Origin of the sequence: Citrobacter sp. wls619 (assembly GCF_005281345.1) — a bacterium.
Lineage (GTDB): Bacteria > Pseudomonadota > Gammaproteobacteria > Enterobacterales > Enterobacteriaceae > Citrobacter.
This window is the reverse complement of the sequence record NZ_SZXJ01000041.1, coordinates 40400-52936: the sequence shown is the minus strand read 5'-3', so window position 1 is coordinate 52936 and position 12537 is coordinate 40400. Positions and strand designations below refer to the sequence as shown.

Below are 12537 nucleotides of genomic sequence, written 5' to 3'. Positions count from 1 at the left end.
GTACGGGCTTTTTTTTCGCATATTGCACACCTCCGGGGGGATGAGAAGCCCCGACCGGGGTTCGACTGCTGGCGTTGCCAGCTGGACAGACCGGGAGCATCGCGAACGGGCTGCCCCGTAGGGGCGAGCAAAGCGAGTCAATCCCCCCCTCACCGCCATATTCGAGAAAGAGCTCGTACGCAAGTACGGGCTTTTTTTTCGCATATTGCACACCTCCGGGGGGATGAGAAGCCCCGACCGGGGTTCGACTGCTGGCGTTGCCAGCTGGACAGACCGGGAGCATCGCGAACGGGCTGCCCCAAAGGGGCGAGCGAAGCGAGTCAATCCCCCCCTCACCGCCATATTCGAGAAAGAGCTCGTACGCAAGTACGGGCTTTTTTTTCGCATATGACCCATACAGACTATCAACCGCTCTCAGAACCCGTCGATGAGTCTTCGCTTTCAGTCAGTTCCTACGCCATAAACGCATTCCTGACATACACTAGTTAAAACGATAAAAGTGAGGCAACAGGATGATAGCATTCCCGGCCAGCTTACTGATCCTGAATGGAAAAAGTGCTGATAACCTTCCCCTGCGTGACGCTATTGCTCAACTGCGCAATGAGAGTGTCGAAATCCATGTTCGCGTGACCTGGGAAAAAGGCGATGCGCAACGTTACGTTGATGAAGCGCTCCGGTTGGGCGTGGCAACGGTGATTGCCGGCGGTGGTGACGGTACCATCAACGAAGTATCCACAGCGCTGATCCACTGCCAGGGGGAGAATGTTCCGGCACTCGGGATTTTGCCATTGGGAACGGCAAATGATTTTGCTACCAGCGTTGGCATTCCTGAAGCGCTGGACAAGGCATTAAAGCTGGCTATTGCCGGGAACCCGGTAGCGATTGATATGGCGCAGGTCAACGATAAAACCTGCTTTATCAATATGGCGACCGGAGGGTTCGGTACGCGGATCACCAGCGAAACACCGGAGAAACTCAAAGCCGCCCTGGGCGGTGTGTCGTACTTTATTCACGGGTTAATGCGCATGGATACGCTGAAGCCAGACAGTTGCGAAATTCGCGGCGAAAACTTTCACTGGCAGGGGGATGCGCTGGTGATTGGTATTGGCAACGGGCGTCAGGCCGGTGGCGGACAGCAACTTTGCCCGACAGCACTCATTAACGACGGTCTGCTGCAACTGCGAATCTTTACCGGTGAGGAGCTGATTCCGGCACTCCTGTCGGCGATAACTCAGTCCGAAGACAATCCGAATATCATTGATGGCGCATCATCATGGTTTGATATCCGTGCGCCACATGAAATTACCTTCAATCTGGATGGTGAACCGCTTAGCGGGCAAGAGTTTCATGTTGAGATCCTGCCCGCAGCCCTGCGCTGCCGATTACCACCGGGTTGCCCATTATTGCGCTAATCCGACGGCACTCTACAGACATCAGGCAATCGTGACTTTGTTATCCAGATAAACATCCTGCACGGCGTTAATCAGCTTCACGCCGTCAGCCATGGTTTTCTTGAACGCTTTACGTCCAAGAATTAACCCCATACCACCGGCACGCTTGTTAATCACCGCGGTACGCACCGCATCGCTGAGATCGGTTTCTCCGCCGGCCGCACCACCGGAGTTAATGAGTCCGGCGCGTCCCATATAGCAGTTCGCCAGTTGATAACGCACCAGGTCAATCGGGCTATCACTGGTCAGCTTACTATAGACACGGTCGTCGGTGTAGCCGAAGTTAACCGCTTTATACCCGCCGTTATTCTCGGCCATTTTTTGTTTAACGATATCCGCGCCGATAGTCGCCGCCAGATGGTTTGCCTGCCCAGTCAAATCAGCCGAAACATGATAATCCACACCGTCTTTCTTAAACGCGGAGTTACGCAAATAGGCCCACAGGACCGTTACCATGCCCAACTCGTGGGCGCGCTCAAAGGCCGCAGAGATCTCTTCAATCTGGCGGCGCGACTCCTCTGAACCGAAATAAATGGTAGCCCCCACTGCGACCGCGCCCATATTGAACGCTTGCTCCACGCTGGCATACAGCGTCTGGTCAAAGGTATTCGGGTAGCTGAGCGTTTCGTTATGGTTAATTTTCACCAGGAATGGAATGCGATGCGCATAACGACGCGAAACAGACGCCAGCACGCCATAGGTTGACGCGACGCAGTTGCAGCCCGCTTCAATCGCCAGCTCAACAATATTTTTGGGATCAAAATACAGCGGGTTTGCGGCAAACGATGCCCCAGCAGAATGTTCCACACCCTGGTCTACAGGCAGAATCGACAAATAACCGGTACCGGCGAGCCGTCCGGTGTTGTACAGCGTCTGCATATTACGCAGCACGGCAGGTGGACGGTTATTGTCAACCATCACGCGGTCGACGTAATCATGTCCTGGCAGGTAAAGTTGGTCAGAAGGAATGGTCATACAACGATGCTGTAAAAGGTTGTCGGCATCTTTGCCAAGCAACTGCGCAATATCAGTCATAGCTATGCTCCCGTAAGTTCCGATTTGATCTCGGAAGTGGATTGTCCTGACCCGCCTGGTTGCGGGCAGCAATAAGCCTGGTACTGACTGCGTATTTTTTCCATCTTTAGCGCACTTTTCAGCGATTTCCGCTGGCTCGATTCAGGCATCAAAAAATGATACAGCGGTCAAATTTAGACCATAAAGGTATTTAAAAGGTATTATCAAATGGTACTATCCAGCCGTACCTTACCTGTCATGAAGGATTTAAAGATGAAAACTACAGTTAAGCTGTCGTTCATGATGTTTGTGGAGTGGTTTATCTGGGGCGCCTGGTTTGTGCCGCTTTGGCTCTGGCTGAGTAAAAGCGGCTTTACTGCCGGTGAAATTGGCTGGTCTTATGCCTGTACCGCCATTGCCGCGATCCTCTCACCGATCTTCGTCGGTTCGATCACTGACCGCTTTTTCTCTGCGCAAAAAGTACTGGCAGTGCTGATGTTTGTCGGCGCGATTTTGATGTATTTTGCCGCGCAGCAGACGACGTTCGGCGGATTCTTTCCGCTATTGCTGGCGTATTCACTCACCTATATGCCGACGATTGCACTAACCAACAGTATCGCCTTCGCCAACGTCCCGGATGTCGAGCGTGATTTTCCACGCATTCGCGTAATGGGCACGATCGGCTGGATCGCATCCGGCCTGGCTTGTGGATTCTTACCGCAAATGCTGGGCTACAGCGATATCTCACCCACCAATATCCCGTTACTGATCACTGCCGGGAGCTCCGCGCTGCTGGGGATTTTCGCCTTCTTCTTGCCGGATACGCCGCCGAAAAGTACCGGCAAGATGGATTTCAAAGTCATGCTGGGTCTGGATGCGCTGATCCTGCTGCGTGATAAGAACTTCCTGGTCTTTTTCTTCTGCTCTTTTCTGTTCGCCATGCCGCTGGCGTTCTATTACATCTTCGCCAACGGCTACCTGACAGAAGTTGGGATGAAAAATGCGACCGGCTGGATGACGCTGGGTCAGTTCTCTGAAATTTTCTTTATGCTGGCACTGCCGTTCTTCACCAAACGCTTTGGCATTAAAAAGGTATTATTGCTTGGTCTTATCACTGCCGCGATCCGCTACGGATTTTTTGTTTACGGCGGCGCGGAAGAATATTTCACCTACGCCCTGCTATTTCTCGGCATTCTGCTACATGGCGTTAGCTACGATTTCTACTACGTTACGGCCTACATCTATGTCGATAAAAAAGCGCCGGTGCACATGCGCACCGCTGCGCAGGGGTTAATCACGCTCTGTTGTCAGGGATTCGGCAGCCTGCTCGGCTACCGCCTGGGTGGGGTGATGATGGAGAAAATGTTTGCTTATAAAGAGCCGGTTAATGGCCTCACCTTTAACTGGGCTGGCATGTGGGGATTTGGCGCGATCATGATCGCCGTTATCGCCGTGCTGTTTATGATTTTCTTTCGCGAGTCAGACAAAGAAATCACCGCTATTAAGGTGGACGACCGCGATATCGCATTGCAACAAGGGGAAGTTAAATGAAAGCAGAACGTGTTCTCGGTGCTCTTTATGGGCAGGCGTTAGGGGATGCGATGGGTATGCCGTCGGAACTGTGGCCACGAACCCGGGTAAAAGCTCACTTCGGTTGGATCGACCGTTTTTTGCCCGGTCCTGCGGAAAATAATGCCGCCTGCTATTTCAACCAGGCGGAGTTCACTGATGACACGTCCATGGCGCTGTGTCTGGCAGATGCCCTGATCGAGTGCAACGGAGAGATTGTGCCGGACGTTATTGGTCGCAATATCCTCGCCTGGGCTGAACGTTTTGATGCTTTCAATAAAAACGTGCTGGGTCCCACCTCAAAGATTGCGCTCAACGCCATCCGCGACGGTAAGCCCGTTGCTGAGCTGGAAAACAACGGTGTCACCAATGGGGCGGCTATGCGCGTGTCGCCGTTGGGATGCCTGCTACCGACAGGCAATCTTGATGCGTTTATTGACGACATCACGCTGGCCTCCAGCCCGACACATAAGTCTGATTTAGCAATTGCGGGCGCGGTGGTCATCGCCTGGGCGGTGTCTCGTGCTATCGACGGAAGGACATGGTCTGAGATTGTCGGCGTGCTTCCCGCGATTGCTCTCCACGCTCAGCAAAAACGGATCACTACGTTTAGCGCATCGCTTGCCGCCCGCCTTGAACTGGCATTGAAAATCGTTCGCGAGGCCAACGGTGCGGAATCTGCCAGCGAGCAGCTGTATCTGGTGATTGGTGCCGGGACCAGCACCATCGAATCCGTGCCCTGCGCCATCGCGATGGTCGAACTGGCACAAACCGATCCTAACCGCTGTGCCGTACTGTGTGCGAACCTCGGCGGCGACACTGACACCATCGGGGCAATGGCAACCGCTATTTGTGGCGCGTTACACGGCGTAAGCGCGATTAATCCGACGTTAAAACAGGAACTGGATGCGGTGAATAAGCTCGATTTCACCCGCTATGCCAGTGCGTTAGTGCGGCTGCGCGAGCAACGGGAGGCGCTATGAGTGCTACGCGTCTGCAAACGCTTCTCCCACAGTTGCACAGCCAGCGACCAGTAACGGTAGTCGGTGCGGCGGTTATTGATGTGATTGCCGATGCGTATGCTCTTCCCTGGCGCGGCTGTGATATTGAGCTTAAGCAACAGGGCGTGAACGTGGGCGGTTGTGCGCTCAACATTGCCGTCGCCCTAAAGCGTCTGGGCATCGAGGCCAGTAATGCCCTACCGCTGGGTCAGGGCGTGTGGGCCGACATTATCCGCAACCGTATGGCGAAAGAAGGATTGCGCAGCCTGATCGACAATGCAGAGGGCGATAACGGCTGGTGTCTGGCATTGGTCGAGCCGGACGGTGAACGCACTTTTATGTCCTTTAGCGGCGTCGAAAATCAGTGGAATGCTGACTGGCTGGCACAGCTGAATATCCCGCACGAGAGTTACGTCTACCTTTCCGGCTACCAGCTGGCCTCGCCCTGTGGTGAATTGCTGGTGCAATGGCTGGAAGGTCTGGAAGAGGTGACGCCGTTTATCGATTTTGGCCCACGAATTGGTGATATTCCCGATGTCCTGATGGCGCGGATCATGGCCTGCCGTCCGCTGGTGTCACTTAATCGTCAGGAGGCGGAAATTGCCGCCGGGAGGTTTGCATTGAGTCAGGATGTGGAAGGTTTTGGCGCCGAATGGGTACAACGTTTCGCCGCGCCGGTAGTGGTACGTCACGATAAAGACGGCGCGTGGTATTTCAGCGCTCAGACATCCGGTTGCGTACCGGCATTTGCGACCACGGTCGTTGATACCATCGGTGCAGGAGACAGTCACGCAGGCGGTATGCTGGCTGGGCTGGCATCCGGTTGGTCGCTGGGCGATGCCGTCCTGCTTGGCAATGCAGTAGCATCCTGGGTGGTGGGTCACCGCGGTGGCGACTGCGCCCCCTCACGCGAGGCGTTACTCCTCGCACACAAAGACGTATAGGTCGCTTCGACAGTAACTGATACTGTATTCAATAGGCCGTTGCTGCTGATCAAGCGCTACCTGCTTGATCACCAGTACCGGCACTTTGCTGTCCATCTGGATATGTGACTGAAACTCGGCGTCCGGCATCCGCGCGCTAACGCGTGAGCGTGTGCGCTGTGGAAAGATATGCTGGCTGCGGAAATAGTCGTACAGGGAAACGCCAATGGCATCCACGTCATGGATAAGATGGGCGGGTACCCATGATTCTTCAATAGACACAGCATCTTCATCAACATAGCGAATGCGCTTGAGCAAGAAGACCTCACTGCCGACAGCAATGGTCAACTGCTGAGCCACCTCTTCCGGGCAGGACACCACGCGTTTATTCACCCACAGCGTATCTGGCTTTTTACCGCGTAATACCACCTGTTGTGAAAAACCGCGCGCTTCCTTGAGCGAATACTCAAAGATGTTATTAATTTGCGTCCCGTAACCACGCGCACGCGTCACCACCCCCTCTTCTTCCAGCGCCTGCATCGCTTTTCGCACCGTAATGCGTGAAACGCCGGTCAACTGGCTGAGGTCACGCTCGCCAGGCAGGATATTACCATGCTCCAGGATCCCACTGCGCACAGCGTTCTTAACCGTTTGAGCGAATTTTATATACAGCGGCGTGTTGTCCGCCGCTGAAATACGTTCATTCAGTTGCGCGATAAGCTGGGTATGCGCTTGTTCCATTTATCTTTTTCCTGGCAGCCGTTTCTGCAGCCAGTATACCATTTCTGCTCATCACCACCACGCGTGGAAGTGATGCACCGGACCAATCCCCTCACCCACTTCCAGCGTATCCGCCTGCGCCAGCGCCGCAGAGAGCCACAGCTTGGCCTCCTGTACCGTATCAGCCCAGTTAGTATGACGCGGACGCAGTGCCGCCAGCGCTGCCGACAGCGTACAACCCGTTCCGTGCGTATTTTTGGTCACCACCCTTGGCGCGGTGAAACGCTGTTCGCCATCACGGGTAAAGAGCCAGTCAGGGCTTTGCGCATCATCCAGATGCCCCCCTTTCATTAACACCGCCTCACAGCCCAGCGCACGCAGCGCACGCCCCTGTTCTAACATTTCCTGCTCCGTTCGGGCATGCGATGCCCCGAGCAGCGCCGCCGCCTCCGGCAGATTAGGGGTAATAATCGACACTTGCGGTAACAGACGGGTACGCAGCGTTTCAACGGCAGAGGAAGACAACAGCGGATCGCCGCTTTTTGCCAGCATTACCGTATCCAGTACGACGTTTTGTACCCGGTGACGCTGTAAACGTTCGGCAACGGCTTCAACAATGTCGGTTTCTGCCAGCATGCCGATTTTGGTGGTATCGATGCGCACATCGCTGAGTACCGAGTCCAGTTGCGCCGCCACAAAATCGGGTTCAATCCGGTATACCGACTGTACTCCGCGCGTATTTTGCGCCACCAGTGCCGTGATGACTGAACAGCCATAAGCGCCGAGTGCTGAAAAAGTTTTTAAGTCGGCCTGAATCCCTGCGCCACCGCTCGGATCGGTTCCGGCAATGGTTAAGGCGTTAATCCGTTTCATGCGTGCTCCTGGGGGTTCATATTATAGAGGGCGTCGAGAAATGCCGGGACAAAACTGCCCGGTCCGGTCGATTGTTGCGTGGCGCGTTGTCCGGCCTGTTTCATCCAGCTACAGGCGGAAGCGACGTTATCAAGCCGGTCACCGGGCAGTGCGCAACTGGCGGCGACTACCGCTGACAGTGCGCATCCGGTGCCCACGACCCGTGTCATCAGCGGATCGCCACCATGAATACCCACCGTCCGCTGACCATCCGTGACGTAATCTACTTCCCCGGTAACCGCAACAATGGTTCCAACCTGGCGTGCCAGCGTTTGTGCTGCCGGAATCGCAGCCAATGCTGTGTCGGTGGTATCCACCCCACGCCCACCGGCATTCATTCCAGCCAGGGCGAGTATTTCTGACGCGTTGCCACGAATCGCAGCCGGGCGCAGCGCAAGTATGTCCAGACAAAAGCGACGACGAAAATCCAGTGCGCCAACGGCAACAGGATCCAGCGTCCAGGGGGTTTTCGCCTGCTGCGCCTGCTCAACGGCGGCACGCATTGCCGTTGCTCGCGCCTGAGTCAGTGTCCCAACATTAATGAGCAGCGCCTGGGCAATAGCAGCAAACTGGCTGGCTTCCTCTGGTTCAATCACCATCGCGGGGGATGCCCCCAAAGCCAGTAGCGTATTGGCGGTAAAACTCTGCACAACGTCATTAGTCATACAGTGTGTCAGTGGGGAAAGCGTTCTAAATTGCTGTAAGGTGTGAGCCGCAAGGGTACGGCTGTGCAGGTCAGGCTGCATGGTTCAACTCCTGCCCACGTGAAGAAGGGACACGAGCAGTGTCAGACTTCCCTACGCTGGCATTATCCAGATCAGGTGGTACGGGTATTTCTCAGCCTTCACCAGAAGGGCACCCCGAGTCGTTGAAACACAAATATGATATTCAGGTTTCGGCAACAGGATACTGCCTGCGATTAACGATGTAAATTGGTGCGGAACAGGCTTTGGCGGTGAAACAGCTGGTTCACGGTTGCCGGATTTCTGTACTTTCATTTACACTTTTTACGAAATGACTGGCGTGATCACAAAATAGTGCTTGTCAGATGTCCTGTTAGCCAGGAATCATACAGGGCTAATTTTGATGACCCGAACAGGTAGAGAGGATGGGTATGAAGAAGAAAATGTTGCTGGGTGCACTACTGCTCGCAAGCAGTGCGGTCTGGGCCGCGCCGGCTGCAACAGCAGCCCCCACAGGTATTGATAAATATGAGTTGAGCAGTTTCATTGCCGACTTTACCCATTTCAAGCCCGGTGACAAGGTTCCACCACTGTATCTCACCGAAGAATACACCATTAAGCAGTGGAATCTGCGCAACCTGCCCGCACCGACGGCAGGCACCCACTGGACCTACATGGGCGGCGCGTACGTGCTGGTCAATGATGCTGATGCTAAGATCATTAAAGCCTACGACGGCGAGATTTTTTATCACCGGTGAAAAAAACGCACTCGTTCTTATGAGGGAGTGCGTGTTCCAGTCCACTTACTGATAATCAACACTTAAAATAACTTTACTGGAAACCAAACCAGGGGTCGGTCTTTCATTGTTCATCAATGTATATTCGGCTGATAACGGAAAGATATATTTATCGCTTATAGCAGATAATTTAGCAACAGTTAACAATGAATCCCCTTTACTTAAACTTGTCGTGCCTGATCCATTAAAAATTTTAAACCCGACATTTTTACTACCATTTTGTATGGAGTTAACTAATTTTTCTCCTTCAGCATCCCAGTCGCCGGATGAAAGCTTAACCACCACTGGATTACTGGCGATGTTATGAACGCCATCACATGCAAGTTCTATATTGGTAAGAGAACTTCTTTTCTTTTCACCGGATATTAACTCCTGAGCTGTAATATTCTCCATGTTTATTTCATAAGATGGAGAAACAAACTCACACGTCGTTTTCTTATTAATGACAGTGACATTTAAATTCACATAAAACTGGCTGGCATCACTCCCCCATATACACCCGCCAAAAAGCTTAAAACATTGTTGAGAGGATACAGTAAAAGCTTTATCTATTATAAACGAATTGTTTTCAAAGATCTTCACCGCTCCCCCTCCATTTTTTATATAATCAAAACCGAGAGTGATTGGCTTGTTTATAGTGCTGACGTTTTTGTCTCCACTGCCAACATTCACAGGAAAACTTGTGGATGTTCCTTTTATAGAAAATTTCAAACCACTACTCGCGCCTAAGGAATATATATTGCCAGAAATGTTATCAGTAAAATACATTTTATCGTTAGACAATACGCAAGAAAAATTTTTTGTAAATGCCAGATTCTGTTCCTGAGAAACAGAGAGTAACTTATTGCTCAAATCAAATGTGGCATCCAAAGTGATGGTATCACTATTTTTACCATCGCCATCAATCCTGCAGGCACTTTGTGCTACAAATGAAACAAATAACAAAAACATAAAGAGTAGATTTTTCACTATTCACACCTCACCGACAAATATAAACTTTACTTTCATCAATCGTTTTGCCGAAAGTGATTGAGCATGAAAGTCCCTGTTGTTTATTGACCGCCACTTTTATCTCTGATGGCACTTCATTGGTGCGAATAAAGAGCTGACTCCCCTGGCCTACCACGCCGATATTGTGCCCGTGGCTATCTTCGATTTCGTAACCAAACGTCAGTGGTGAACCATCAGGGCGCTGCGCCCGGATATACCAGGGTTTACGTTGGTCGGTATCAAACGTTGCCAGCACAACCGCTCCCCGGTACGGCGCTGCGCTACGGCGATTACCTTGCAGGTCGGTTTCACTCTTGGCATTAGACACATCCAACGTCAGGTGGTTTTCACGATAAGGCGTTAAGCCGTCGTAGACCACCACGCCATTGCGGTTGGTGGTACGGTATTTCTGCCCATTCACATATGCCCCTTCCAGACCCGGCGCATGCATCACGGCAAACGTTTCTGATAGCCGATTGGCTAAATTCACGCCCCCAGACCAGGCCACCAGCCCCCCGGAAATACTGCCGCCAGTTTGTGTATATTTAGACGACTGGCTGTAGCTGCCATTAAGCGTCGCAACTGGCGCATTCCACGTCAGATTGCCGCCTGCCGTTGTTTCGCTACCCTGCCGTTGATGACTGAGATTCACCCCATAGTTAAACTGATCGCGACTGCCTGCGGTGCCGGAAAGCCCGGTATTGTTGGATGCAAAGCCATCGTCATCAAAGGTCGTTGAGTTAGATACATACAAATGTCTGCGTGGACTGCTAATATCATCACCCCAGTCAAACGGAATAGAGATAAAGACGTTAAAACGTTTATCTTCATGATGATCTTCATCGTAAGTCTGGCTGGCGGAAAAGGTATAGCTAATCCGTTGCCAGCTATTGGAATAACTCACCTGATAGTCTTTACTGTTACCGCTCCGCCCCCAGTAATCACGCCACAGCGTGCTCAGTGATACCGAGCCCCAGCCTTGAGGCAAGGACTGGCTGACGTTAGCCGAAAAGCTGTTTTTACGACCAAAATCATTCTGGTAATAATCCGCGATGTCATACACATCATTTTCATCGCGATGATAGTTGTTCTTATTGTTTGCCCAGACATGATCGTTAAACGTGCGATAATCCCGTGATGAGTAGCGATACGCCGCCAGGCCAAAACGCGTGGCGGTTTGCGTCAAATACTTGTTATAAGCAATCTGGTAACTTTGCCCGTCAAACACATCGCCATTATCCTGTTTGCTGTGCGATTGTGTCGCATCGACGGAAATCGCACCGATACGCGTATTCCAGCCAGTACCAAGCGTAAACGCATTGTAGTTATCTGCCAGCATGGTGCCGCCATACAGCGTTAACAGATTATTCAGCCCGTATTGGTAGCTCATTTGTGCAAAGTCGGTCTGATTACTGGCGCCTTCGATATGGCTACGTCCAGCGGCAAAATCATATTTTGACACGCCGGGTTGCAACATATTGGGCACCGCAGCATAGGGCACCAGATAGGTTGTTACCGATCCGTCAGCCTCTTTAATGCTAACGTCAAGATCCGCGCCGCCGCCAGCAAGCTGTAAATCGGCAATGGAGAACGGGCCTGGCGGGACTTCTTTCTGATAAACGACAAAGCCGTTCTGTTCGATGGTGACCAGCGCGTTGCTTTGCGCAATCCCCTGAACCAGCGGCGTAAAATTCTGCTTTGAGTTCGGCAGCATCTGCATATCACGATACAACCGTACGCCCCGAAAACGTACCGCATCAAAAATATCTGATGAGGTATACATATCCCCGGCACGCAGCGTGCCCAGAATTTGCGGGATGCCACGTTCCAGATACAGGGTATTACTTTTCCATTCACCGCTGCTGTCATCAGTTTTGTTATAGCTGGCATCGGAATGCAACTGCCAGCCCAGCAGATTTAACCCACTGGTAAAACGAGCATAGGTACTTTTACTGTTACCAGAATCCTTATAGTCGCTGTAATACTGGCTGGCATAGTACGAGGTATAGAAGGCATTGACGCCGCGATCCCAGTTCTCAGGAGGAACATACCCTTGCTCGAGTTCGTCGACAAACGCCTGCGGAACGCTGAGATCCAGGCGAAACGTGCCGATATTCCAGGCATAACTGCCCCCTTGCACCGCCTGCTTCAAGGTTGGGCATTCATTCAGCTTGTCTAACGCCTGTACATTTATCCCCAGACGCGTTAATGCGTCACGGGATAAACAAGTGTCATCCGGATTATCCTTAACGGTTATTTCATATTTACCACGCCACTGCTTATTGACGTAGATATCAATATCATATTGGCCTGGCAGTGGTTGATTATCATCGAGGCGAAAATTTGAGACCTTTTCGCCTTTCATACCGCCCATCATAAAGTGGGTGTCAAACGTCTCTTCTGCGGCCTGGGCGTCAATGCCAACCAACAACAGCAGTATTGCCGAAGCAAGCGGAGTCATCCTTAACATAATCAGC

11 protein-coding genes and 1 riboswitch are annotated in these 12537 nt (G+C 52.2%); of the genes, 5 read left to right on the top strand and 6 right to left on the bottom strand.

What is annotated here, in order from left to right; all coding sequences use genetic code 11:
- Positions 1-512 precede the first annotated feature (512 nt).
- Positions 513-1412, top strand: coding sequence for a lipid kinase YegS (gene yegS, locus FDX19_RS08055; protein WP_137382319.1), 900 nt, complete (start codon positions 513-515; stop codon positions 1410-1412).
- A gap of 21 nt (positions 1413-1433) precedes the next feature.
- Here yegS and fbaB read toward each other — a convergent pair whose 3' ends face one another.
- Positions 1434-2486, bottom strand: a complete 1053-nt coding sequence (gene fbaB / locus FDX19_RS08050) for a class I fructose-bisphosphate aldolase (protein WP_137382318.1) — start codon at positions 2484-2486, stop codon at positions 1434-1436.
- A 252-nt stretch (positions 2487-2738) separates the two neighbouring features.
- Here fbaB and FDX19_RS08045 point away from each other — a divergent pair, with 252 nt between their 5' ends.
- From FDX19_RS08045 to FDX19_RS08035, 3 genes are read left to right on the top strand one after another with little or no spacing between them, the layout of a single operon-like run.
- Positions 2739-4016, top strand: coding sequence for a nucleoside permease (locus FDX19_RS08045; protein ID WP_137382317.1), 1278 nt, complete (start codon positions 2739-2741; stop codon positions 4014-4016).
- Entirely contained in the window at positions 4013-5017 is a 1005-nt protein-coding gene (locus tag FDX19_RS08040) for an ADP-ribosylglycohydrolase family protein (protein WP_137382316.1), read from the top strand. The genes FDX19_RS08045 and FDX19_RS08040 overlap by 4 nt, the downstream gene beginning before the upstream one ends.
- Positions 5014-5979, top strand: a complete 966-nt coding sequence (locus tag FDX19_RS08035) for a PfkB family carbohydrate kinase (protein ID WP_137382315.1) — start codon at positions 5014-5016, stop codon at positions 5977-5979. Before FDX19_RS08040 ends, FDX19_RS08035 begins: the two co-directional genes overlap by 4 nt.
- On the opposite strand, the gene FDX19_RS08030 is transcribed toward FDX19_RS08035, so the two are convergent.
- The 3 genes from FDX19_RS08030 to thiM are packed head-to-tail and all read right to left on the bottom strand — an operon-like array spanning position 5953 to position 8336.
- A complete protein-coding gene (locus FDX19_RS08030) occupies positions 5953-6699 on the bottom strand; it encodes a GntR family transcriptional regulator (protein ID WP_137382314.1) in 747 nt (248 codons plus the stop codon). The two genes, FDX19_RS08035 and FDX19_RS08030, sit on opposite strands and share 27 nt — an antisense overlap.
- Before the next feature lie 51 nt (positions 6700-6750).
- On the bottom strand, positions 6751-7551 hold the full coding sequence (gene thiD / locus FDX19_RS08025; protein ID WP_137382313.1) for a bifunctional hydroxymethylpyrimidine kinase/phosphomethylpyrimidine kinase: 801 nt from the start codon (positions 7549-7551) through the stop codon (positions 6751-6753).
- A complete protein-coding gene (gene thiM / locus FDX19_RS08020) occupies positions 7548-8336 on the bottom strand; it encodes a hydroxyethylthiazole kinase (RefSeq protein WP_137382312.1) in 789 nt (262 codons plus the stop codon). The genes thiD and thiM overlap by 4 nt, the downstream gene beginning before the upstream one ends.
- A 31-nt stretch (positions 8337-8367) precedes the next feature.
- A riboswitch (TPP riboswitch) is annotated at positions 8368-8463 on the bottom strand.
- 235 nt (positions 8464-8698) lie between these two features.
- On the opposite strand from thiM, the gene FDX19_RS08015 reads away from it, so the two are divergent.
- Entirely contained in the window at positions 8699-9031 is a 333-nt protein-coding gene (locus FDX19_RS08015) for an RcnB family protein (RefSeq protein ID WP_137382311.1), read from the top strand.
- Between the two features lie 45 nt (positions 9032-9076).
- On the opposite strand, the gene FDX19_RS08010 is transcribed toward FDX19_RS08015, so the two are convergent.
- Together FDX19_RS08010 and FDX19_RS08005 are read right to left on the bottom strand one after the other, a co-directional pair.
- Positions 9077-10039 (bottom strand): fimbrial protein, encoded by a 963-nt coding sequence (locus FDX19_RS08010; RefSeq protein ID WP_137382310.1) that lies wholly within the window; start codon positions 10037-10039, stop codon positions 9077-9079.
- Between the two features lie 10 nt (positions 10040-10049).
- A complete protein-coding gene (locus FDX19_RS08005; protein WP_137382309.1) occupies positions 10050-12530 on the bottom strand; it encodes a fimbrial biogenesis outer membrane usher protein in 2481 nt (826 codons plus the stop codon).
- Positions 12531-12537 lie beyond the last annotated feature (7 nt).

Coding starts and splice junctions, on each gene's coding strand:
- yegS (WP_137382319.1), top strand. CDS start 513: ATGATAGCATTCCCGGCCAGCTTACTGATCCTGAATGGAAAAAGTGCT.
- fbaB (WP_137382318.1), bottom strand. CDS start 2,486: ATGACTGATATTGCGCAGTTGCTTGGCAAAGATGCCGACAACCTTTTA.
- FDX19_RS08045 (WP_137382317.1), top strand. CDS start 2,739: ATGAAAACTACAGTTAAGCTGTCGTTCATGATGTTTGTGGAGTGGTTT.
- FDX19_RS08040 (WP_137382316.1), top strand. CDS start 4,013: ATGAAAGCAGAACGTGTTCTCGGTGCTCTTTATGGGCAGGCGTTAGGG.
- FDX19_RS08035 (WP_137382315.1), top strand. CDS start 5,014: ATGAGTGCTACGCGTCTGCAAACGCTTCTCCCACAGTTGCACAGCCAG.
- FDX19_RS08030 (WP_137382314.1), bottom strand. CDS start 6,699: ATGGAACAAGCGCATACCCAGCTTATCGCGCAACTGAATGAACGTATT.
- thiD (WP_137382313.1), bottom strand. CDS start 7,551: ATGAAACGGATTAACGCCTTAACCATTGCCGGAACCGATCCGAGCGGT.
- thiM (WP_137382312.1), bottom strand. CDS start 8,336: ATGCAGCCTGACCTGCACAGCCGTACCCTTGCGGCTCACACCTTACAG.
- FDX19_RS08015 (WP_137382311.1), top strand. CDS start 8,699: ATGGGTATGAAGAAGAAAATGTTGCTGGGTGCACTACTGCTCGCAAGC.
- FDX19_RS08005 (WP_137382309.1), bottom strand. CDS start 12,530: ATGTTAAGGATGACTCCGCTTGCTTCGGCAATACTGCTGTTGTTGGTT.